Raw genomic sequence first — 22,970 nt, forward strand, 5'->3', positions numbered from 1 at the left:
ACTTGAGTACAGTATAGTTTCGTTGCAGATGCAAAACTAGCTGACCATTACAAGAAATAGTGGTCAAAATACAGAAATCATCACTTGCCTTCCTTAAACTAAAAATAGATGCAAAAAAACCGTAAGGAAAAACTCATCCCTACGGTTCGTCATGTTTAAGCTTTTTTATTTTTATATTGCGTTGGCGTAAAACCAGTATACCCTTTGAACATTTTACAAAAATACCTGTAATCGGATATGCCTACAGCACTTGATACCTCGTAAATTTTCATCGTCGTCTGCTCCAGCAGCTCGCTCGCTTTCTCCATACGTACCCGATTTACGTAGTCGGAGAAGTTTTCGCCAATTTCCTGCTTAAACATTTGACCTGCGTAAGATGGATGTAATTGAACGATTTTGGCCAGCTCCGAAACCTGCACCTCCTCCATATAATGCTTTTGAATATACCGGCACATTAATTGGATTTCTTTGCGAATGGTTGCAGGCGGGTTCAATCTTTTGCTAAACCATTCCTCCATCGCATGAATCGTCTCTGACCACCACTCACAATATTCCGTCCATGACTCCATATGCTGCAGCTTGCTCAAACGCTTAATGAGCGATTCCGGCAGTTGGACCAGCTCAGGATTCAATATCTGCTTCGTTAACCGCAGCAGATCCGAAGGATGAATCAAAGGATCGGAGAGCCTCGTCATGAAGGAGACACTTTCTTGGAACGCTACAATATTCTCACGCTGCAGCGCTTTTACAACAGCGGCAATCGTCTCGCGGATCATCTCTGGATCAAGCCGCCAGAAACCTTTGGCAGCTTTGCCGACAATGCCCGAATCAGGTTTATAGAAATGCGAAGCTAAACCATCAAGTCCTTCCTTCAAACCTTCCGCAATCCACTTTGCCGTCAGCATCTGCTTTCCTAAATCGCGGACCAATCCAACGTAAATAAAGCTCCTCACGGAGGTATACGCACCAATTGCCTCAAGAGCAAGCATCGCTAACTGATTCAAATGCAAGCTTCTTAACGGCTGTTTGGATGCGATCAATAAAAATAACCGGTTTTGCTGGAATGGAAGCATAGTCAGCTGGCAGCTAGAGYCGATCACGGCCGGATTCAATCTATTTTCCAGTCCTTCGCATAGTTGACGTTGAAGCTGAACCCGTTCCTCCTCTGATGAATCGGCTCGTTCAGCAGACGGAGAAGTGATGCTCCAGCCGATAGTCAACCCCGTCCAATAACCGGCATTTTCCGTACCAGCCATCCATTCGTTAGGAATGGAAAAGTTATTTTCGGTCACATAATCATCCAACAAACGTTCCGTCCATTGACGCTTCTTCGCCCAATCCTGTTCTTTCTCCAGCCTGAGGCTCATCTCCAGCTTCTGATCTACATCCAGCTCCTGAACAATCTCATCGGCTATCTTGCGGCAAATATCAAGAATAATATCGGGGGTCTGAGCCAGCTTAATTAAATAATGATCCACGCCGAGCTCAATCGCTTGCCTAGCGTACTCGAACTCGCTGTATGCCGTTAGGATAACAATCCGAATTCGCGGCCATCGCTTCCGAACATAACCAGCTAATTCTAATCCGTTCATATTCGGCATCGTTATGTCCGTCAGCAGCAAATGCGGTATTTCTTTCTCAATCATCCTGATTGCTTCTTCGCCTCCAGAGGCCGCTCCCAAAAACGCAAAGCCCGCATCCGACCAAGGAATCCGATCTGAAAATCGATCACGCACCCATTTTTCATCGTCGACCATAAGAAGCTTCAGCATCGTATTCCCCCTTCTACTTTGCTATCCTTTCACGTGCAGCTCGCCCGCAGGCAGATGAACCGACACCGTTAATCCCTCATCCGGTTCGGTATGGAATTGAAGTCCATACTGATAACCAAATGTCATGGATATCCTCTCCTGTACATTGCGCAGACCTAAATTGTTCAAGCCTTTATAAGGATTAGGAGAGCTTGCTTCTTGCGTCAGCAGTGCGAGCTTTTGCGTATCGATTCCCGGCCCCGTGTCCGATATCTCGAATAAAAAACCGCCTGATTCCTTGCTCTTTGCAGTAACAATAATATGATTTACGCCCTGCTTGCTGAGACCATAAAAAATACTGTTCTCTACTAGAGTAATTAAAGTCAGCTTAGGGATCGGCGTTTTATAGTAGAGCTCCGGCACGGCTATGTCCATTTCGAACACATCCCCGTAACGGAGAACCATAATTTCCACATAGTTTTCTAATTGCTGAAGCTCATCCTGAACCGTGACGATATCTCCAACTTTGTCCGTTGAATACTGCAGCAGACCCATCAGTGAGCGAATCATTTTGCACATTTCCTCTGTTTGCCCGGTTTCCCCCAAGCAATAAATGGCATTGAGGGTGTTATTAAGGAAATGAGGATGAATCTGCGACTGCAGCACCTTTAACTCATGATGCCGCTTCTTCGCTTCGGCTTCCCTCAGGTCATCAAACAAGGACTGGATGTTGCCCATCATGCGGTTAAACCCATCAGCAATATGGGTAAACTCATCATTGCGCTTCAGCTTAATCCGGGCATCAAGCTCGCCTCGCGCTGCCGCTTTAAATTGACGAGTGATCAGAGTCACCGGCTTGCGGATATAGTTCGTAATCCAGACAGATACAATCACTGCTAGGATGATAGCCATCGCAATCACAAGCACCAGCTGCTGCCTTAATGAATCGAGCAGCGGAAAAGCCTGTGATTCCTCGATTACGGAGAAAACAACCCAATCCCAGCGATTTTGGTTGCTGCTGAGTACGGTGTAGCTGCCAAAAGAGGTATGTACGGTATTGTAGGCTGTCCCGCTGCTCTTGGTCAGCTTTTGCAATTCCACTTTCATTTCAAGGTGATCCTGGAAAGTCTTTGGATGAGAGAGATAAGTATTCGTGGACAGATACTTTCCTTGTCCCGTAAATAGATAAATTCTCCGCTGCTCGCCCTGAATGATCTGCGGACCGGTCAACGCATTTAAATTGATATCCATCGCGACGAACCGGTTAGCGTCGATTTGCTTAGCAACCGTGATTACGGAGCGTTCGTTGACTGCGCGGGGAGGACTCCACCAAAAGCCCGATTTGCTTGTCTGATAAATTATTTCTTTAATACGATCAGGAGCAATAAAAAATTTATAGCCATATGGAGAGCTAAGCCTTAAGTTATCGTTCTCGATCAAATAGATACCGTGAATCTGATCTTGATGGTAAGTCATCATATCATCAATAAGCTGCGTGTAATCAGCTTCGTCCATTTTGTTGTAGAGAACCGGATTGGAGAGAAAGATCAGCTGGCTCTGAAAAGTGTTCATTAACGTCTTCATATAATCTTCAACCTGCACGACAGAGCCCTGCAGCTCTTTTTCATTATTTTGACGGATCGGCCCGAATAACCTCTGATAACCGAAAAATGCTATCACTAGAAACAATATGATGACAGATAGAAAGGTAAGAATGAACAGTTTGGTGCTGACGCTGGAAGTGAAGCTTGTTCCTGTAAGCCGGCGTACCATGCAAGACCACTCCTCAATCTTATGCAGCCTTAATCCAAATCGCTTCCAGCCTAATCTGAGCATAGGAGGCTAACTGCTATCAAATATGATTATAGCATTGCGGCTGCTATTCTGTACCATATTCTAGGATAACGCCAAGGACCTGCTGAGGAGCATATTGGTATAGCTCATAGGCTTCTTTCATACAATTCAAGTGAAATCGATGGGTGATTAGAGCGGCAATATTAAGCTTATTCTCTTCCAACAAACGGATAAACTCGGCCATATTTCGTCCTTCAGTCCAGCGGACGAATCCGATTGGATAATCGATGCCTTTCCGCTCATAATCCACCTGATAGCGACCAGGACCGCCTGCGCGCGAGATAAGCAGCTGTGCTTCCTTCTGGAACAGCATCTCACGGTTAAAAGCCATGGGCACATCGCCGACGATTATAATTTTCCCGCGATCGCGTAACCAATGAAGTGCTTTATCGATAAGCCCGCTGCTGCTGCCGCCGACACACAACATAACCGCATCTGCGCCTGCATGATCGGTTATGGCCTGGATGCTGCGAACCGTCTCCTCCTCATTGTCATAAACATGTTGGGCTCCAGACTCCTTCAGCTTTTCTACCCGCTCGGATATCCGGTCCATGCCGATAACGCGAATCGCCGACGCTTCTGCGATCTGACAGATGATTTGCCCCAGAATGCCTAAACCTACAACAACAACGGATTCCCCGAACTGCAGATTCGCCTGCCTCAAAGCATGAATCGCTATCGCACCAATTCCTACAAAGGCAGCCTCCTGTGCATCTATTTTATCTTGCAAAGGCACCACAAGATGCTTAGGCACTTTAAGAAACTCGGCATGACGAACGAACGGCGATCCGTAGCATGCGGCTCGATCCCCTTTCTTCACACTCGCAACACCAGGCCCGACTTCAACGACCTGCCCCATCGCGCTGTACCCCAGTGGAATGGGCTCTTTGGACTGCGAATCCTTAAGCATGATTTCGGTACCGGGACTGATCACGGAGTATTGTGTCTTCACGATGACATAATTCTCTTCCGATACCGGTTCCTCCAGCTCAATGGACTCTACCCTTCCTTCCAAGGCAATAATCGCTTTCATGTCCAATCTCCTCTCAAGTTACCCTTTGACGGAGCCTAGTAAAGCGCCTTTGACAAAATATTTTTGAAGAAACGGATACACGATGACAATCGGCAGCGTTGCAACGATAACGACGGCCATCTTTATCGTTTCCGGAGGCAGCGTATCGAGAACAAGCGAATTAACCGAAAGCTCGGTGCTGACATTCGGGGCTTGTATCATGCTTCTTAACACGACCTGCATCGGCATTAGCGTCTTATCGGATATATAAAAAATGCCTTTGAAATATTCGTTCCAATGGGTAACGCCGTAGAACAAGCCTATCGTTGCCATGATCGGAGCAGATAGAGGCAGAACGATCCGGAATAAGGTCGCTAAATCACCGCAGCCATCCACCTTAGCCGCTTCCTCTACTTCCGGCGGAAGATTTTCAAAGTACGTTTTGACGATCAATAAATTAAAGGTGGATACCATTCCGGGAATAACGAGCGCCCACACCGAATCGTATAATCCAAGGCTGCGGACCACGATGTAAAGCGGAATAATCCCGCCGCTGAAAATCATGGTAAACACCAATGCCATGAGAATAAATTGTCGGCCAAGTACCGATTTCTTGGAAAGCGGATACGCGAGCAGCGTCGTAACCACCAGATTCAAGGTTGTACCCACAACTGTAATAAATACGGTTATTTTCAGAGCCTGCGGTATACGCGGGCTTCCAAAAATTTCTTTGTAGGCTTGCAGCGTGAAGTGCTCCGGCCAAACGACGAAGCCGCCATTTTTCATTACCTCGATGTAAGGAGTCACCGAGACAATCACCACATAATAAAGCGGAAATAAGGTAAGGAGGGCAAACAAGGCAAGGATGGTATAAATAATCGTGTCAGCAGCCTTATCCCCTTTTGATTTTTGAATGACAAGCGACATGCGGGCCAGCCTCCTTTTCCATGCCGTGACTTACCATATGCCTGAACCTCCGATTTTTTTGGCCAATCGATTAGCGCCTATAACCAAAACGAGGCCAACCAACGATTTAAATACGCCCATCGCGGCGGCTACCCCGAATTCAAGCCGCTCGAAGCCATAGCGATATACCCACGTATCCACGATATCTCCTACCTCATATACTCTGGCATTCAAGAAAATGAACACCTGATCAAAGCCCGCGTCTAATATGCCGCCAATTTTTATAATCAGCATCAGCACGATCACGTCTCGAATACCTGGCAGCGTAATATGCCAAAGCTGACGCCAGCGGCCAGAACCGTCTACAACAGCCGCTTCATACAAATCCTGATTGATCGATGCTAATGCAGCCAAATAAATGATGGCTCCGAATCCAGTGTTTTTCCAAATTTCCGTTAGGACCAGCAGAGATCTAAAGAAATTTTTATCTGTTAATAAATCAATTTGTCCCCAGCCCATATCGCGCACAAAGGTGCTGATTAAGCCCGATCCCGGAGCAAGGAAAGAAAAAACCAAACCATATACGATGACCCATGATAAAAAATATGGCCCATACGTAATCGTTTGAACGAATTGCTTGAACCAGTGAACTCTGACTTCGTTAAGCATAAGAGCGAGGATGATATCAGGCACCATGCTGCCTACAATTTTGTAAATGTTAATTAACAGCGTGTTTCTCATGATTTGCAGAAATTCGGGGCTGTCAAAAATAACTTGAAAGTTTTTCACGCCTGCCCATGGGCTTCCCCAGATTCCCTTCATCAGGTTATAGTCCTGGAAAGCAATTAGGGTTCCCGCCATTGGCGCGTAATGAAACACAATATAATAAACTAATCCGGGTACCATCATCAGATAAAACCATCGATTCCGGTAAAAGCTGCGCAGCTTATTCTGACGTAATGCCTGTCTCTTTATTGGCTTTGAATTCAATGAAGCTGCCGTTTCCGCCATCCCTATCGCCTCCCTGCTGAATCTGGGGTGGTAGGCAGAAGGAAACCCACGAACATTCCAGGGTTTCCCTCGATGCCTTAGCTCATTTATTTGAAATCATTAAGCGGCTTATCTTTTAGCGCCGTGTTTAAAATTCTTGTATATTCGGTAAAGATCTCTCTGCCTTTGAATTTAGTCATGAGCTCTTCGCGGTAAGTTGACCAGTTTTTCCCGCTTTGATCCTCCAACACGGCTTTCGCATGGAATTTGCTCATTTCTTTGCGGAAATCGCCGATGTTGATGCCTTCAGGCGGAACCAAACTAACCGGCGGAAGAGCGTTGTGTTTCGGGAAGCTCTCGATTGTTTTCAAAATGGCGCTGTCATGCTCGGAAATACGTGAATCAATCAGTTCAAGTCCAAGCACGTTCGGTTCATCTGGCGTAAATGCAGCATACACATTCAACCAGTTACCGGCTTTCGCAATATCCGCTTCGAATGCATCGACATTTAACGTCACCTTATTGCCGTCTTTCGTGTAGTGTTTGCCTTCCTGCCCATAGTGCGTCAACAGGAAGCCCTCTTCGCTCGTAAGCCAGTTCAAAATTTCAAGCGAACGGGCGACCTTATCCGGGTTTTTGTCAGCCGTTGTTTTGCTTACCAGGATCGTGTTTTCCGGAACGTTGTATTTCCACATGACCGGTTGATCAAGCGGATAAATGGGCTGCCAGTTCGCATTAGGATCAAGAGCCTTCGTACGGTTTTGCACACTTGTCGCAACGCTGTCTAGAGCAACGGTCTTATCGCCTGGCGTGAAGATCATTCCTACCTTGCCTTGTGCTGCTTTGTCGTGATGAGCAGGCGCCTTGTTGAGGAACCAGTCGGGATCGACAATACCCGCTTTGTTCCATTCCACAACCTGATCAATAACACTAGCTACATTTAAATCTGTGCGGTTGTCTACGTATGTGTTGTCAACAATCATAAAATCAGCAACAAAGCCGTTGTTCAGCCATTGCGGAAAATCGAAAGGCAAGTTTTGCCCGCTTCCCGCTGCCGTAAAGCCATAAGTATCTTGTTTTTTATTACCGTCAGGGTCTCCAACCGTGAATTGTGTCAGCACATTCGTCAGCTCTTTGTAGTTCTTAGGCGATTGCAAGCCGAGCTTGTCGAGCCAATCCTGACGGATATACCACGATGCATACGTATTTCGCTGGAATGGCAGTATTGCACGGGTGAACTCACCTTGCTTGAGCTGGAACGCCGCTAATTCTTCTTCGGTCACCCATTTAAAGTAGTTGGGCACTGTTTCTTTCGTAAAGTAAGTTCCCAGTCCCGAAGCGATGCCGTCCGTTATATACTTTTGTGATTCCGCACCTCCGCTGATGAACAGATCCGGTGCGCTGCCACCTGCGAGGGTGGCATTCAGCTTGTCGTGATACTCTTTGCCGATTACCATATAATCAATTTTTAATTCCACGTTAAACTTTTCTTCGATTTCTTTTTTTACGAAATCTTTGTCTGCTGAAGGAAGTGTCACATTCGCTAGATTCCCATTGGCGATAGACCAATTAAGAGATAATTTGGCCGGCTTAGCAGCTTCAGTATCCTTGGGCGATCCGTTTGTCGCTCCGGGTGTATCTGTCTCCTTATTGCCGCTGTTTGCATTAGAGCATGCTGTTAGCGCAAAAATAGCGGCGAGACCAAAAAGCATTAACTTTTTCATTTGAATAACCCCTTTCCTATATGTTTCGTACTCGTAACCGCTTCCCCTTTTGAACGACCAAAGGTTGACCTTTACTTGAATTTATTGTAATTCGTATAAACATTCAAAACTAGCTGACGATTACAAGAAATAGTGGTCTTAATACAGAAATAGCTAAAAAAACCACATGGAGTCGTTTCACTCGCATGCGGCTTATTCGGAACATTATATTTTATTAACATTAACCTTCCTTAGGCAAAAAAAAGCCACCCCGAAGGGTGGTCCGTACTCATGATGAGCACTATAGGATTTGGATAGGAGTGGAGAGAAACCATACTGTACCTTTATTATATGTATACGCTTCCAATTTGTCAATAAGCGTTTTCATTTTTGTTTTAAATAATTGTAAGCGCTTGATTTCGTAAAAAAAAGACGAACACCTAATTACAGGTGTACGTCGTATCCTTTTTCAGTTAGTAAAATGACGGCCTTGTCCAGATACTCCTGGCTCCGGAATGAAAGTCTTAGAACGCCCGGTACGTCCTCCCTGCTCTCAATGATGTGGATATTGCTCAAGTTGATAAGACTATTCCCAAGCTCGCTTGTGATTTTACCGATAATACCGGGATGATCCGGTATATCCACATAACAATCAAAAGCCGAATGGATCATACCCTTGCGTCGTTCAGGCATTTTGCTGCGGAAATCTCCCGCCGTTTCAAATGCTCCTGCGATGGCATCACCGTCTGAACTCTCCAGCATCCGTACGAATTTATCCGTTTCATTGCTCCAATCGCGAAGTAAATTAAGTACAACCTGACGATTGTTTATTAAAATATCGCGCCACAAAATCGGGTCGCCTGAGGCTATCCTCGTAATATCACGGAAGCCGCCCGCTGCCAGCGATTCATAGAGCCCATTATTTTCATTGTAGCCGCGAATTTGATTAACAAGCGAAACCGCAATAATATGAGGCAGATGACTGATTGCGCCAGCTATCTCATCATGCTCCTTCGCATCAACCTTTACAATGTTCGCTTTCGTATGACTGAGAAGCTCAACTAGACGCTCTAACGCTTCTTCTGATGTATCCTCATCGGGCGTCAGCACATAAAATGCATTCTCATAAAGATGGGAAGATGCCGCCTCTACTCCCGTTCGCTCTGATCCCGCCATCGGGTGACCGCCGATAAAAGATGCTTGACCGAAATCAAGCGATTTCGCGCATGCCACAACGGAAGCTTTCGTGCTGCCCGCATCGGTTATGATACAGCCAGGCTTTAAACGAAAAGCGCTGAGTTTTACAATGTATTCCTCAATGTTTCCAACCGGTACGCACACGAAAATAAAATCAGCCTGCTCCGCGGCCTCCTGCATGGATGTCGTAGCGTAATCTACAACCCCTCGCTGCAAGTATTTATCAACTTGCGAAGGACGATTTGAATGACCAATTACGGTGATACCCGGTTTTCCTTTAAAGCAAAGGGCAATCGATCCCCCGATCAATCCTACTCCAAAAATCGCTACAGTTGTCATAACTTTATCCTTGCACCGCCGATTCTTGTAAAACCTGTTCTAATGCCAAAATGAATTTTTCGTTCTGTTCACTCGTACCGACAGTAATCCGAATATGATTCGGGTAATATGCCCAGCGCGGCCTCGAGATAATTCCGCGGCGCAATAAACCGTCGAACACCTCAGGTGACGAACGCTTCACATCAACCATCATGAAATTTCCGTACGCTGGGAAATAGGACAAGCCTAAACGATCAAAATGCTCGGATAAGTATAATAGACCTTTTTTGTTTTGGTCACGGCAATAATCAATAAATGCTTTGTCAGCAAGGGCTGCTTTGGCAGCTGCTTGGGCTGCTCGAGACGTATTAAAAGGTTCACGCACCTGATTCGTAAAACGTATGACGTCTGGGTGGCCAATACCATAGCCAATGCGCAAAGCGGCTAGTCCGTAAATTTTCGAGAAGGTACGAAGCACGATCAAATTTCGGTGCTCGCTCAGAAGTTTGATCCCGTCTGGGAATTCAGGATCGTCAATATATTCACCATATGCCTCATCAAGAACAACAAGCACGTTTGCAGGCACCTGCTTCAGAAAAGCAGATAATTCAGGCAGCGTGACGATCGTTCCGGTAGGATTGTTCGGATTGCAAATCCAAATGATTTTGGTACGGTCATTTACTTTAGCTAACATGGCAGGCAAATCATGCTTGCCCTCTTTTAACGGAACCTCAATGATACGAGCATTCTCGATTTCTGCATTATGCTTGTACTGGGGAAAGGTTTCATCCGCCATAATCGTCTCGTCCCCGGGAACGATAAACGCTCTATTAATCATGAGGATAATTTCACTGGAGCCTGTTCCAAAAATAATTTGATTCGTCTCGACGCCAAGCTCATCCGCTAATGCTTCCGCAAGTTCAACGCTCGCGCCATCAGGATAAATATTGAAATTACCTATTTCTTCAATGACAGCGGCTTTCGCCTGTTCGGAGCAGCCGAACGGATTTTCATTGGACGCTAGCTTTATTACTTCTTTTAACCCAAGCTCCCTCTTAACATCTTCAACCGGCTTTCCTGGCTGATAGACGGGAAGGTGGACGATATTACTTTTAGGCTGCATGAGCCGTTCACCTCTTTTATAATTGACTAATCTCTATACTCGACCTTCATTGTCTCATATCTGTGTGAGGTTTTAAAGTTTTTTTAACACAAGAATAATTGCTTCTTTTAAAGTTTGAAAAGAATCAGTAAAAATGTTGATCTCATCTCTGTATTTGAATGCTTACATGAATGGTCAACATTAAAGATGTGACATGGAATGAGCCGGAAAAAGGGAAACAAAAACAGCAAAAAGCTCTCTATCCACGGACGGGACTAGAGAGCTTTTTCACATATTCTATTTAGTCATCAATTGATACTGCTGCTTGCAAGACCATTTCTAACTATGGAATCATTATCCCTTCAGCTGAACGACAAAATCGCCAATTTGTTTGAGACCAGCTTCACGCTGAGCAGGGTCCTGCAGCTTAGGAATAGCTTCTTCAATTTGACGTACGATTGCGCTTCCTACGATAACGCCATCGCATTGCTTCTCAAAGCGAGCAACTTGCTCGCGGCTCGAAATTCCGAAGCCCACCGCAATCGGCAAATCTGTGGCTTCGCGAACCATGCCAAGAAACTCATCAATCCCGGTATGGAAATCTGCTCTTTCGCCCGTAACGCCGAGTGACGATACGCAATAAACGAAACCTCTGGCTTTGCGCGATATGCGAGTTACACGAGCTTTCGAGGTTGGCGCGACAAGCGGTATGAGATGTACATTTGCTGCTTCAGCCAGCTGACGAACCTCTTCATCCTCTTCGATCGGTAAATCAGGAATAATAAGTCCGCTGATGCCTTTGCTTTGAACAAGCTCAAAAAATGCATCTAATCCGTATTGGAATACGGGATTGTAGTACGTAAACAAAATAAAAGGAATTTTTACGCCCGCTTCGCGAGCCTGTTCAGCAATTTCGATACAATCTCTCAAGGTAATGCTGTTATGAAGCAGCGCCCGCTCTGATGCACGCTGGATAACTGGTCCGTCCGCCAGCGGGTCGGAATAGGGAACACCAAGCTCGATCATGTCAGCGCCCGCTTTTTCGAGCGTTTGGATAATGGCAACCGATGTCGCAAGATCCGGATCACCCATCGTAAGAAAAGGAATGAGTGCTGTCTTTCCTTCAGCTTTTAAGCGCGCAAACGCCGTATCAATGAGATTCATGTTTTTCTACCCCCAAATAGCCCATAATCGCTTCCACGTCTTTGTCTCCGCGTCCAGACAAGCTGACCACGATCACTTTATTTTTATCGAGCGTTGGTGCCAGCTTTATCGTCTGAGCGATCGCATGCGCAGATTCAAGGGCTGGAATAATTCCTTCTGTGCGCGATAGCAGCTGCAGCGCTTCGAGTGCTTCCGCATCCGTCGCCGGCACATAATTAGCACGTCCTGAATCCTTCAAATAGGCATGCTCAGGTCCGATACCCGGGTAATCAAGTCCCGCGGAGATGGAATGTGCAGGCTGAACTTGTCCATGCTCATCCTGAAGCACATAGCTCATAGAACCCTGGAATACGCCATGACGTCCTTTGGTCATTGTTGCTGCATGTTCAATCGTATCTACGCCGCGGCCAGCCGCTTCAACACCAAGCAGCTTAACACTGTCATCATTGATGAACGGATAGAAGATACCCATTGCATTGCTGCCTCCGCCCACTGCTGCCACGACGTAATCCGGCAATCTGCCTTCTTCGGTCAAAATTTGCTTGCGCGCCTCGTCGCCGATAATACGCTGGAAATCGCGAACCATCATTGGATAAGGATGCGGGCCGGTTACCGAGCCCAAAATGTAGTACGTATCGTCTACATGACTAACCCAGTAACGAAGCGTCTCGTTGCAGGCATCCTTAAGCGTCCTGGTCCCGGACAAGACAGGCACAACCTCGGAGCCTAGCAGCTGCATGCGGAAAACGTTCAGCTGTTGACGCTTCATATCCTCTTCGCCCATAAATACTTTACATTCAAGCCCCAGCAAAGCAGCGATCGTAGCAGAGGCTACGCCATGCTGTCCGGCACCGGTTTCAGCAATAATCTTCGATTTGCCCATCCGCTTAGCAAGAACGCCTTGGCCAATCGTATTATTGATTTTATGTGCGCCTGTATGATTAAGGTCTTCGCGTTTTAAGTATATTTTAGCTCCGCCGAGATGTTCGGTTAAACGTTCAGCATAATAAAGCGAGGTCGGGCGTCCCGAGTATTTATGCAATAAATAGTGAACCTCATCTTGAAAAGCCTGGTCCTTTGAATAGTGTAGATATGCTTCCTCCAGCTCGAGTAGTGCGTTCATCAATGTTTCCGGTACATATCTTCCGCCAAATTTTCCAAAGCGGCCATTCTCATCTGGTATTTGTGTCATGCTTCTATCACCCTTCTTACAAATAATCGTATTTTTTCGATATCTTTCCGTCCATCCGTCTCAACACCGCTGGATACGTCAATCCCGCCAGGTGAATAAGACCTCAGCAGCTCCTGAACATTTCCCTCATGCAAACCGCCTGCAACATACAGCGTTATCCCTAATTCATTGGCTGCTTGGTTATATTCATTTATCGCTTCCCAGTTAAATATCTGGCCCGTGCCTCCGCCAGGCGCGTCGATCAAAACGGCATCAACGGCATCTTTATACGGAGTTAACCGCTCGGTTGCTGATTCTGGCGCTTTGCCTTCAGCAGCCTGATTCATCGAAAATACTTTCCACACTTGAACATTCAGTTTATCGCGTACTTCCCTGCAAAACTCTGCCGTTTCCCTGCCATGCAATTGTACGATGTCAAGCGGTGCTTCCGCCAAAATTTCCTGCAGGCCTGCAAATTGTTCATTAACGAATACGCCTACCGCGAGCGGACGCTTACCGTTTGCTGCTTTTAACTCCGAAACCGCCTTGATGAGCTCTGCTGCCGTCGTTCCGCTAATTTGCCTCTTGCTGGGTGCGAACACGAATCCTATCTCATGAATAGGCAGACCGTCCATCGCTTGTATCGTCTGAATGTCCATTAGCCCGCATATTTTGATGTGCGGCTGCAGCCTCATCGTGCACCTACCGCGCCCATTAGGTCATGAACCGCTTGGCCAACATTTTCTTTCCGCATAAAATGCTCGCCGATCAGCACGCCATGCGTGCCTATCGCTTGCAAATAATCCATATCCGCATTTCCTGCAATGCCGCTTTCGCTAATAACGGTAACATTTTTAGGCATTAAGCCTATCAACGCTTCTGTAGTTTTCAAATCGGTGACGAAAGATTTCAAATCTCGGTTATTAATGCCGATCAGAGTTGCTTTATTCAGCTCCAGCACACCTTCAAGCTCTTCTTGGTTATGCACTTCGACGAGCACGTCAAGGCCGATGGATTTGGCGAGATCATGATATTCTCTTAGCTGCGCAGGTGTCAAAATAGCCGCAATCAATAAAATCGCGTCAGCGCCAATCAGCCGTGCTTCATAAATTTGGCGGTAATCCACCGTAAAATCTTTTCTTAAAAGCGGTACTTTAACCGTTTTTTTGACAGCTTGCAGAAATTCGTTCGAGCCTTGGAAATAATCACGATCAGTCAATACCGAAATGCAATCCGCCCCGGCAGCTTCATAAGCGGCAGCTAACGATGTTGGTTCAAAGTCGGCGCGAATCAGCCCTTTAGATGGCGAAGCCTTCTTCACCTCAGCAATAAGTCCCATGCTCCGATTGCGCTCGGCTGCAGATAGAGCCTTTTCAAAACCTCGGCATTTCTCAAGCGCCGCAATCTGCTTCTCTGCCTCAGCAAGGTCAAATCGCGCAGCAAGTTCTTCAACCTCTGCCCGTTTCGTAGCTACAATTTTATCCAGAAACATGTGCCAACTCTCCTGTCGTTTGAATGAGACTAACGAGCTTTCGCTGCGCATCACCAGAATCGATAACCTCGGCCGCTTTCGCTACGCCATCACGGAGCGAATCCGCCAAACCGCCTACATAAATACATGCGCCTGCATTAGCAAGCACGATATCCCGGTATGCTCCTTGCTGCTCTCCTGAGAAAATCGCCCGGATAAGCGCTGCATTCACTTCCGAATCACCGCCCATTACATCTGCGATTGGCCAGCGTGTTAAACCTAGCTCCTCAGGAGTAATATCAAAGGTTCTTACTTTACCACCCTGCAACTCCGAAATTTGCGTCGGCGCAGAAATACTTATTTCATCCAGTCCATCATGGCTGCATACAACAAGCGCCCGCTTCAAGCCAAGCTCGCCAAGAACCTCGGCTACCGTTGACGTACGTGCTCGGTCGTATAAGCCCAGCAGCTGCCTATCTGCTCCTGCTGGATTCGTAAGCGGTCCAAGCATGTTGAAAATAGTCCGGATGCCAAGCTCACGCCGCGGAATAGCCGCATGACGAAGCGAAGGATGGTAAAGCTGCGCGAACATGAAGCAAATGCCAATATCCTTTAAGCATTGTGCCGCTTGCTCAGGAGTAATCGTAATTTGCACGCCGAGCGCTTCCAACACATCTGCACTGCCCGTTTTTCCTGACATTGCTCGGTTTCCGTGCTTGGCGACTCGAATGCCGGCCGCAGCGGCAATAATGGAAGACGCCGTAGAAATGTTGAATTTATGAATGCCTGATCCGCCGGTTCCACAGGTATCGAGCAAGCCTTCCTGTTCGGTATGAAGGTGGCTCGAATGCGCACGCATCGCTTCGGCAAATCCAGTAATCTCATCTTTTGTTTCGCCCTTCATCCGCATGGCGGTAACGACACCCGCGATTTGCACTGCCGTAGCTTCCCCGCTCATGATGATGCTCATGACCGCATTTGCTTGCTCCCGTGAGAGGCTTGAACCGCTTATCAGTTGATTTAGCGCTTGCTGCATCGATATCGTTTCGGTTCCCAGCATTATTGACCAAGCCCCTCTCCGGCCGTGACGTAATAATCCATATTAATGGAGTTGAAGCTTTCTTGCGTATTTTTAGGCTGTGCAAAAATCGCCTCCGCAGCGCGGATTGCTTTTAGCATGCCTTTCGCTTTGTTTACGGTTTCCATATATTCGCTCTCAGGAACAGAATCCCACACGATTCCTGCACCTGCTTGCACGTAAGCTTTGCCGTGCTTGAAAATAATCGTCCGAATCGTAATGCATGTATCCATCGAACCGCCAAAGCCTAAATATCCGATCGCACCGGCATAAGCGCCGCGTGCTTCATTCTCCAGCTCCGAAATAATTTCCATCGCTCTCAGCTTCGGTGCGCCCGAAACGGTGCCAGCAGGCAAGCAGGAAACAAATGCATCAAAGAAGTCCTTGTCCTTATGAAGCTTGCCCGAAACGTTGGAGACAATGTGCATAACGTGGGAGTATCTCTCGATTTCCATAAATGAATCGCATTTCACTGTACCGAATTCAGAGACGCGCCCGATATCATTTCGTCCAAGATCAACCAGCATCAAATGCTCCGCGCGTTCCTTCTCGTCCGCAAGCAGCTCCGCCTCAAGCGCTTTATCTTCTTCCGGCGTTTTGCCGCGCGGCCTGGTTCCCGCAATCGGTCTCGTTTCAACCCGATCGCCGTTAACTTTCACTAGGGCTTCTGGAGATGTGCCGACAATAACCTCTTCGCCCATTTTCAAGTAATACATGTATGGGGATGGATTCATCGTACGCAGAACGCGGTACACATGCAGCGGATCGATATCGGTTTCGATGCTAAAACGCTGCGACAGCACGACTTGAAAAATATCTCCTGCGCGAATATATTGCTTCGCCTGTTCAATATTGGTGATGAACTGCTCTTTGGTTACATTCGATTGAATGTCACCCAGCTCATAATCCACCTCGACGGAGCTGCCTGTCGTAACCGGAATCGTGACGGGATGCTGCAGCCTTTCAATGGTCGCTTCAATTTTGGCAATCGCTGCTTCATAGCTTTTGGCTATATCGGTATCCGTAGCACCCTCAGCGATATGTACGTTGCCGACAATTTGCAGCTGCTGCTTGAAATGGTCAAATACGATAACTTGATCGCAGAACATAAACTGCATGTCATTCATATTTAAATCATCGATTCGGTGAGCAGGCAGCTTCTCGTAGTATTGCAGCAAGTCGTATCCGAAAAATCCAATCGCACCTCCAGTAAAAGGAGGAAGCCCCGGAATCGAAGGGCTGCGGAAGGATCGCAACTGAGCTTTCAGAAGTTCAATTGGCTTATCGCCCAGCCTCTGTTTTTCTCCTTTATGCTCCAGCACCATCTCGCCGTTTTTGCCATACAGCATCATGAATGGATCTGTTCCTATAAACGAATAACGCGCCCATTTCGCTCCGCCCTCAACGCTTTCCAGCAGAAAGGCGTGATCCTCTTTCGCGAAATGCTGAAACAACCGAATAGGTGTTTCAGTGTCCGCCATCATATAACGAACGACTGGAATTAAATTGTATTGACCGGCAAGACGGATAACATGCTGCAGCTCATTTGACATTCGGAAACATCCTCCCTTTGTAAGTACTTTATCTATTAATGTGTACAAAAAAAGCTCCTGCCAGAGCAGGAGCGTTGGTTTAGATGATGACGGAAGTGTGTAAGCGGAAAATACGCATATTTGGATAGGGTGAAACAGCACTTTTACCATCAGCCGCGCGCATACGCAGTCGATCGTTCAGCTCTTTCGCTAACTCCCTGCTCACTCCATGCTTATCTCTGCTACTCTCAACTAGTCTCGACTCATCTCAACTCAGCTCATAAAACGACTCTGCTACTCTCACTTACGTAACTAAATATACAACAACGAACAGCTATGCGTCAACAAAGGGATTTCTTACTTAATGAGCTTATAAAAATATTATGCCTTAGACAGATCTGGTCGAAGCGCTTGTGCACCGTTTAAATAAACGTGGCGTATTTCCGCTTGTGTTTTGTCTGTATTAATCAATACCATCAGTCTGATGCATCGCTCTAGACTRCCTTTAACGGGAACCTCTAACGCGCACATAAGTGGTACAAGCTCCCAGCCCTTCATTTGGCGAATGGCACGAGCCGGGAAGGTCTCGTCCAAATCATTCGTAACCGTCACGAATACGCTGCAAATATCGTCTGGTACGATCTCATTGTCAGTTACGATACCATTCAGCATTTCGATCGTTGCCTGCAATATGGATTGTTCTTCGTTTGCTTCAACGGTAATTGCTCCGCGAATTCCTCTGACACTCATTACAGCTCCGCCTCCTGCTTTAATTGCTCCACGATTTCCCGCACCCATTGCACGGGAACATCTGGTTTGATTTCTACTTCGCCAATGGCCGTAGGCACGACAAACACCATCGTCCCCTCGGAAAATTTCTTATCGTGCATCATTGCTTCCATAATTCGATCGACATCAAAGTGCTCGGGTAACCGAACCGGCAGACCGGATTTCGCAAGCACGCGCTTCGTCACGCTGTATACTTCTTCAGGAGCCCCATAACGAAGTCCCAGCTTTGCCGATCCGATCATCCCGATGGAAATCGCTTCACCATGCAGCAGTTCGCCATAACCTGCTACAGCTTCTAAGGCATGGCCGATCGTATGACCCAAATTCAATATCGCTCTTAGATCATTCTCACGCTCATCCTTCGAAACAACGGCCGCCTTCACGCTGCAGCCTTTATACAAAGCATAACCAAGCGCTTCCGCATCGAGGGAAAGCAGCTTCTCCGCATTAACTTCGCACCAATCTACGAATGCTTCATCCCAGATGAGTCCATGCTTAACCACTTCGGATAAACCGGCGCTCACCTCTCTTGGAGGAAGCGTTTGAAGCGTATTCAAGTCATATAAGACCAATTCCGGCTGGTGAAAAGCACCGATAATATTTTTGGCCAGCGGATGATTGACGGCTACTTTGCCGCCTACGCTGCTATCATGCGCCAGAATCGTTGTCGGAACCTGGACGAATTTGATGCCCCTCATGTAGGATGCGGCAACAAATCCAGCAAGATCCCCTACAACGCCACCGCCAAGCGCCACGATCGTTGATTTGCGGTCAAGACCGACTTCCAACGCTTTGGTAACCAGCGACTCCAGCATTGACAGCGATTTAGAGCTTTCTCCTGATGGAACGACTACACTTGCCGTCTTAAACCCTGCGTTAGCCAGCTCTGACTCAAGCGCTTGCAAATGAAAATCAGCAACTCGGCTATCCGTAATGATGAGCAGCGGAGATTTCTTGCTGATTCCGTGTTTTGTAAAATAAGTGGAAGCCTCCTGAAGGAGGCCTTCTCCGATATAGATAGGATAAGAGCGGTCACCTAGTTCGACTGTTAGCTCACGCATATTTAGTACCGTCCAAGCTGTTCAAGGTAGTTATTCAAATTTGCGCGAATTTCCTCGATGGAATCGCCCCCGAACTTTTCAAGGAATGCTTTCGCAACTTCCCAAGCGACGACATGCTCCATTACGACGCTTGCCGCAGGCACAGCACAGCTGTCCGAGCGTTCAACCTGGGCAGTAAAAGGCTCCTTCGTATCAATGTCAACGCTGCGAAGTGGCTTGTATAGCGTTGGAATTGGTTTCATTACGCCGCGTACGACGATTTGCTCACCATTCGTCATGCCGCCTTCAAAGCCGCCGAGCCGGTTTGTTGCCCGATGGTAGCCGCGCTCCGCTTCATACATGATCTCATCATGTACCTGTGAGCCGCGAAGCTTCGCCGCTTCAAAGCCAATGCCGATTTCACAGCCTTTGAATGCATTGATAGATACAACCGCTTGCGCAATGCGTCCGTCTAGCTTACGATCCCACTGAACATGACTGCCAAGACCGATAGGCACGCCTTCGATAATACATTCCACTATACCGCCGATTGAGTCGCCTTCTGCCTTAATTTGATCGATATAGTCCGTCATTTTTTGTTCGGTTTCTTTATCAACGACGCGTACGGAGGATTCCTCCGTCAATCGAATCAGCTCATCGACAGGAAGCTGGTTAGCCGGCGCTTCGATTTCGCCTATGCGGATGACTTGTCCCGCCACTTTAATGCCGAATTCAGCAAGAAATTGACGCGCTACTGCCCCGACTGCCACTCGAGCTGCAGTTTCACGGGCGCTGGAGCGCTCCAATACGTTGCGAAGATCCTTTAGATCATATTTCAATCCGCCGTTCAAATCCGCATGACCCGGACGCGGTCGGTGAACTCTGCGTTTCTCCTCATCGCTTCCTTCGATCGGTTCAATATTCATAACCGAGGTCCAATGCTTCCAATCATTGTTCGCAACAATAAGCGCTACAGGAGCACCTGTCGTTCTGCCATGGCGCACGCCCCCTACAATATTAGCCGTGTCTTTCTCAATTTGCATCCGGCGTCCACGACCATGACCCTTCTGGCGACGGTGCAGCTGAAAATTCAATTCCTCAAAATCAATGGTCAAATTGCTAGGTAATCCTTCGATAATTGCTGTTAATTGGGGACCATGCGTCTCCCCTGCTGTCAAATACCTTAAACTCAACCCAAGCTCCTCCTTCAAGCAAGCCTTTAAGCGCCTGCTATGCTTTACTGCACTAAACATCTTTGCTCATTATAGTACAGCGCTTCCGGTTTGACAAGAATTCGAACAACGCGGAAGCAGCTCCCGCCATATAAAAAGAGGCCGGGGAAAATGTCACGTATAGAGACATTTTCCCCGGCCTGATCGATGTTGGGCTCATTAACTATTAACCGATTTTTTCTCAATCAGAGACGCTCCGTCTTTCGCAAACAACGGATCATTTACAAGCCTCGTCATTTGCAAGCTGTCGACCCCGATGATTTGAGCGCATTCTTGAATTGAAATAAAACCACGCCTATAGGCGGCGATTACCTTGCGTTTATCCATCTGTTGCTTCATCCTCCAAGTCATTTACCTTACAACTAGTATAGGAGAAGATGGAAAACGGTATACATCGGGTTTACACCCGACGGTAAAAGAATGTATCTGCGGTCTCAAAGCCGTATTGCGCAGGCGAGAATATTTGCTCTGTGCTGCCAACGAACAGCAGTCCACCAGGCTTAAGCGCGTTAGAAAACTTCTGATACAGCAAATGCTTGGCTTCTTCCGTAAAATAAATCATAACGTTTCGGCACACAATTAAATCAAACGAGCTGTCAAAAGTGTCATGAAGAAGGTTTTGCTGCTTAAATTGAATAAATTTTTTTAATGAATCCGAAATCAAAAAAGCGCCTTCCGCTTCTTTAAAATATTTTTGCCGGCATGCAGGAGGCACATCGCGCAAGGAACGCTCCAAGTAACTGCCTTCCATCGCCTTTTGCAATACGCCCGAATCCAGATCGGTCGCCAGCAAGGACGAACGCTGTAAGGCACCAAGCTCCGATAAAATCATCGCAAGCGTATAAGGCTCCTCGCCTGTTGAACATGCGGCGCTCCACACCTTTAAACGATGATTGGAACTAAGCATTTCAGGAAAAAAGCGTTTTTGCAAAACATCCCATCTGGATGGGTTTCTCCAAAATTCCGATACATTTATCGTCATGCGATCCAGAAATTCATTCAGCATGCTGCGATTTTGTTCAATTGCCTTCCAGTAATCCTCGAATGTTTGAAAGCCGTGCTTCATTCGCAGCGTAGTCAGCCTGCGTTTCATTTGGGCTTCTTTGTATTGCGATAAATCAATGGCGGTCTTATGCTTTATCCGAATAATAAATTGTGCAAAATCTTGATCCTGGTGCATAGTTTCCTCCGTCGCGAGTGGCGGGGTAATTAAATCCACTTTTGAATTGAATGTTCATAACTAACTATTTCCGACTGCGGGAAGAAAATGCCGATTTCTCTTTCTGCATTCTCAGCCGAATCAGAGCCATGAATGAGATTGAAATTCGTATGTACAGCAAAGTCAGAGCGAATCGTGCCCGGCAGTGCGTCTATCGCATCCGTTTTGCCAATGAGCGCACGGGATAAAGCAATCACGTTGTCGCCCTGCCAAACCATCGCAAAAACAGGCCCAGATGTAATAAAGTCAAGGAGAGGATCATAGAAGCCTTTCCCCTTATGTTCTTCATAGTGTCGCTCCGCAAGCTCACGGCTAATAACCATGAATTTGGCTGCCGACAGCTGCAGTCCCTTTCTTTCAAACCTCGAAACGATTTCGCCGATCAACCCGCGTTGAACGCCATCTGGTTTAATCATCAGAAAAGTTCTTTCCATCTACAACCATTCCTTTCTTCTATGCAGGATTAGTAATTACGTTTACCGACAAAATGTGCAATATCCATCAAGTTCTTCTTCGCTGTTATATTGGGTAATCCCTCTAAAGCTTGCAGAGCTTTTTTTATGTAGCGGTTCGCAAGTTGATCGGCTTGCTCGCCGCCGTCGCTCTTTCGAATCATTTCAATAGCTCGGCTGGTATCCCTCTTGCCCCCAGACTCACGAATAGAAGAGATTTCATTCAATAAAGGTTCACGGGTTTTAGCATCCTTCAGGGCAAGAAGAACAGGGAGTGTGATGTTTCCTTGACGCATGTCCGACCCTGGGGGCTTCCCGATCTGCTTTTCCGTACCATAAAGATCAAGCAAATCATCGCGAATCTGAAAAGCCATGCCTACATTATAACCGTATCGATACAAGCGATTAGCGGTCTTCCGATCTGTATTTGCGGCAACGGCGCCAAGCTGGCAGCTTATGGCGATTAACAAAGCCGTTTTCCGCCTGATCCGAAGCAAATAATTCCGAATCGTTTGCTCGGTATTGAAAAAATCGCGAATTTGCTCCATTTCACCTATGCACATTTGCACAAGCGCGTTCGATAAAATTTGATGGATTTGCGGATTGGGAAGCTCAGCAGCTATCGTTAACGCTTTACCGTGGATAAAATCACCCGTATACATCGCAATACGGTTATCCCATTTGGATTTTACGGTTAGTTGTCCGCGACGTGTTTCCGCATCATCGATAACATCGTCATGAACAAGCGATGCCATGTGAATAAGCTCTAAAGGAACCGCGACGCGCTTCATCACTTCCAGCCGATAATCACCAAACTTGCCAGCCAGCAGCACGATTATAGGTCTAATCCGTTTTCCGCCGGCTTTAAGCAGGTGCAAAGAAGCCTCGCCGAGCAGCACATGGTCATCCGATACGCTCCGCACTAGCTCTTGTTCGATCTGATTTAGGTCGCCTTTCATCTTTGCATACAAATCTAGTAGTTTCATTCT

The 22,970-nt window shown here is 46.9% G+C and carries 21 protein-coding genes; all 21 read right to left on the bottom strand.

Translation table 11 applies throughout. From position 1 onward, the window contains the following. Positions 1-155 precede the first annotated feature (155 nt). Positions 156-1,772: a response regulator transcription factor gene (locus tag AC1DLI_RS01190; protein ID WP_477598942.1), complete on the bottom strand. Its 1,617-nt coding sequence runs from the start codon at positions 1,770-1,772 to the stop codon at positions 156-158. 21 nt (positions 1,773-1,793) lie between these two features. Continuing rightward, on the bottom strand, positions 1,794-3,524 hold the full coding sequence (locus AC1DLI_RS01195) for a cache domain-containing sensor histidine kinase (protein WP_477598943.1): 1,731 nt from the start codon (positions 3,522-3,524) through the stop codon (positions 1,794-1,796). Positions 3,525-3,630: 106 nt separating this feature from the next. Continuing rightward, a complete protein-coding gene (locus AC1DLI_RS01200; protein ID WP_477598944.1) occupies positions 3,631-4,638 on the bottom strand; it encodes a zinc-dependent alcohol dehydrogenase in 1,008 nt (335 codons plus the stop codon). An 18-nt stretch (positions 4,639-4,656) separates the two neighbouring features. Next, positions 4,657-5,544 carry a carbohydrate ABC transporter permease gene (locus tag AC1DLI_RS01205; RefSeq protein ID WP_477598945.1) on the bottom strand — a complete coding sequence of 296 codons (888 nt, stop codon included), beginning with the start codon at positions 5,542-5,544 and terminating at the stop codon, positions 4,657-4,659. Positions 5,545-5,574: 30 nt separating this feature from the next. Beyond that, complete coding sequence (locus tag AC1DLI_RS01210; RefSeq protein WP_477598946.1) at positions 5,575-6,534, bottom strand: ABC transporter permease; 960 nt, start codon at positions 6,532-6,534, stop codon at positions 5,575-5,577. 86 nt (positions 6,535-6,620) lie between these two features. After that, entirely contained in the window at positions 6,621-8,237 is a 1,617-nt protein-coding gene (locus AC1DLI_RS01215) for a hypothetical protein (protein WP_477598947.1), read from the bottom strand. A gap of 423 nt (positions 8,238-8,660) precedes the next feature. Further along, entirely contained in the window at positions 8,661-9,752 is a 1,092-nt protein-coding gene (locus AC1DLI_RS01220; protein ID WP_477598948.1) for a prephenate dehydrogenase, read from the bottom strand. A 4-nt stretch (positions 9,753-9,756) separates the two neighbouring features. Then, positions 9,757-10,854, bottom strand: a complete 1,098-nt coding sequence (gene hisC, locus AC1DLI_RS01225) for a histidinol-phosphate transaminase (protein WP_477598949.1) — start codon at positions 10,852-10,854, stop codon at positions 9,757-9,759. Between the two features lie 333 nt (positions 10,855-11,187). Next, positions 11,188-11,997: a tryptophan synthase subunit alpha gene (gene trpA / locus AC1DLI_RS01230; RefSeq protein ID WP_308996610.1), complete on the bottom strand. Its 810-nt coding sequence runs from the start codon at positions 11,995-11,997 to the stop codon at positions 11,188-11,190. Then, positions 11,984-13,189 (bottom strand): tryptophan synthase subunit beta, encoded by a 1,206-nt coding sequence (gene trpB / locus AC1DLI_RS01235; protein WP_477598950.1) that lies wholly within the window; start codon positions 13,187-13,189, stop codon positions 11,984-11,986. The genes trpA and trpB overlap by 14 nt, the downstream gene beginning before the upstream one ends. Then, entirely contained in the window at positions 13,186-13,863 is a 678-nt protein-coding gene (locus tag AC1DLI_RS01240) for a phosphoribosylanthranilate isomerase (RefSeq protein WP_477598951.1), read from the bottom strand. The genes trpB and AC1DLI_RS01240 overlap by 4 nt, the downstream gene beginning before the upstream one ends. Continuing rightward, positions 13,860-14,660 (bottom strand): indole-3-glycerol phosphate synthase TrpC, encoded by an 801-nt coding sequence (gene trpC / locus AC1DLI_RS01245; protein WP_477598952.1) that lies wholly within the window; start codon positions 14,658-14,660, stop codon positions 13,860-13,862. Before trpC ends, AC1DLI_RS01240 begins: the two co-directional genes overlap by 4 nt. Beyond that, positions 14,647-15,699, bottom strand: coding sequence for an anthranilate phosphoribosyltransferase (gene trpD / locus AC1DLI_RS01250; RefSeq protein ID WP_477598953.1), 1,053 nt, complete (start codon positions 15,697-15,699; stop codon positions 14,647-14,649). The genes trpC and trpD overlap by 14 nt, the downstream gene beginning before the upstream one ends. Next, the gene (gene trpE, locus AC1DLI_RS01255) at positions 15,699-17,270 is read right to left on the bottom strand and encodes an anthranilate synthase component I (protein ID WP_477598954.1); all 1,572 of its coding nucleotides are present in this window, start codon (positions 17,268-17,270) and stop codon (positions 15,699-15,701) included. The genes trpD and trpE overlap by 1 nt, the downstream gene beginning before the upstream one ends. Positions 17,271-17,630: 360 nt before the next feature. Beyond that, entirely contained in the window at positions 17,631-17,999 is a 369-nt protein-coding gene (aroH, locus tag AC1DLI_RS01260; protein ID WP_477598955.1) for a chorismate mutase, read from the bottom strand. Then, positions 17,999-19,099, bottom strand: coding sequence for a 3-dehydroquinate synthase (gene aroB / locus AC1DLI_RS01265; protein ID WP_477598956.1), 1,101 nt, complete (start codon positions 19,097-19,099; stop codon positions 17,999-18,001). The genes aroH and aroB overlap by 1 nt, the downstream gene beginning before the upstream one ends. A gap of 2 nt (positions 19,100-19,101) precedes the next feature. After that, complete coding sequence (gene aroC, locus AC1DLI_RS01270) at positions 19,102-20,271, bottom strand: chorismate synthase (protein WP_477598957.1); 1,170 nt, start codon at positions 20,269-20,271, stop codon at positions 19,102-19,104. Positions 20,272-20,469: 198 nt separating this feature from the next. Beyond that, positions 20,470-20,637, bottom strand: coding sequence for a hypothetical protein (locus AC1DLI_RS01275; protein ID WP_308996619.1), 168 nt, complete (start codon positions 20,635-20,637; stop codon positions 20,470-20,472). Between the two features lie 73 nt (positions 20,638-20,710). After that, on the bottom strand, positions 20,711-21,490 hold the full coding sequence (locus tag AC1DLI_RS01280; protein ID WP_477598958.1) for a CheR family methyltransferase: 780 nt from the start codon (positions 21,488-21,490) through the stop codon (positions 20,711-20,713). Positions 21,491-21,519: 29 nt separating this feature from the next. Next, on the bottom strand, positions 21,520-21,963 hold the full coding sequence (gene ndk, locus AC1DLI_RS01285; RefSeq protein ID WP_477598959.1) for a nucleoside-diphosphate kinase: 444 nt from the start codon (positions 21,961-21,963) through the stop codon (positions 21,520-21,522). 29 nt (positions 21,964-21,992) lie between these two features. After that, positions 21,993-22,967: a polyprenyl synthetase family protein gene (locus tag AC1DLI_RS01290; protein ID WP_477598960.1), complete on the bottom strand. Its 975-nt coding sequence runs from the start codon at positions 22,965-22,967 to the stop codon at positions 21,993-21,995. Between the last annotated feature and the right edge of the window lie 3 nt (positions 22,968-22,970).

The organism is Paenibacillus sp. 01T443 (assembly GCF_056398325.1).

Coding starts and splice junctions, on each gene's coding strand:
- AC1DLI_RS01275 (WP_308996619.1), bottom strand. CDS start 20,637: ATGGATAAACGCAAGGTAATCGCCGCCTATAGGCGTGGTTTTATTTCA.
- trpB (WP_477598950.1), bottom strand. CDS start 13,189: ATGACACAAATACCAGATGAGAATGGCCGCTTTGGAAAATTTGGCGGA.
- AC1DLI_RS01240 (WP_477598951.1), bottom strand. CDS start 13,863: ATGAGGCTGCAGCCGCACATCAAAATATGCGGGCTAATGGACATTCAG.
- trpD (WP_477598953.1), bottom strand. CDS start 15,699: ATGCTGGGAACCGAAACGATATCGATGCAGCAAGCGCTAAATCAACTG.
- AC1DLI_RS01290 (WP_477598960.1), bottom strand. CDS start 22,967: ATGAAACTACTAGATTTGTATGCAAAGATGAAAGGCGACCTAAATCAG.
- hisC (WP_477598949.1), bottom strand. CDS start 10,854: ATGCAGCCTAAAAGTAATATCGTCCACCTTCCCGTCTATCAGCCAGGA.
- AC1DLI_RS01210 (WP_477598946.1), bottom strand. CDS start 6,534: ATGGCGGAAACGGCAGCTTCATTGAATTCAAAGCCAATAAAGAGACAG.
- trpC (WP_477598952.1), bottom strand. CDS start 14,660: ATGTTTCTGGATAAAATTGTAGCTACGAAACGGGCAGAGGTTGAAGAA.
- aroB (WP_477598956.1), bottom strand. CDS start 19,099: ATGCGTGAGCTAACAGTCGAACTAGGTGACCGCTCTTATCCTATCTAT.
- AC1DLI_RS01220 (WP_477598948.1), bottom strand. CDS start 9,752: ATGACAACTGTAGCGATTTTTGGAGTAGGATTGATCGGGGGATCGATT.
- AC1DLI_RS01195 (WP_477598943.1), bottom strand. CDS start 3,524: ATGGTACGCCGGCTTACAGGAACAAGCTTCACTTCCAGCGTCAGCACC.
- AC1DLI_RS01215 (WP_477598947.1), bottom strand. CDS start 8,237: ATGAAAAAGTTAATGCTTTTTGGTCTCGCCGCTATTTTTGCGCTAACA.
- trpE (WP_477598954.1), bottom strand. CDS start 17,270: ATGTCAAATGAGCTGCAGCATGTTATCCGTCTTGCCGGTCAATACAAT.
- ndk (WP_477598959.1), bottom strand. CDS start 21,963: ATGGAAAGAACTTTTCTGATGATTAAACCAGATGGCGTTCAACGCGGG.
- AC1DLI_RS01205 (WP_477598945.1), bottom strand. CDS start 5,544: ATGTCGCTTGTCATTCAAAAATCAAAAGGGGATAAGGCTGCTGACACG.
- trpA (WP_308996610.1), bottom strand. CDS start 11,997: ATGAATCTCATTGATACGGCGTTTGCGCGCTTAAAAGCTGAAGGAAAG.
- AC1DLI_RS01280 (WP_477598958.1), bottom strand. CDS start 21,490: ATGCACCAGGATCAAGATTTTGCACAATTTATTATTCGGATAAAGCAT.
- AC1DLI_RS01200 (WP_477598944.1), bottom strand. CDS start 4,638: ATGAAAGCGATTATTGCCTTGGAAGGAAGGGTAGAGTCCATTGAGCTG.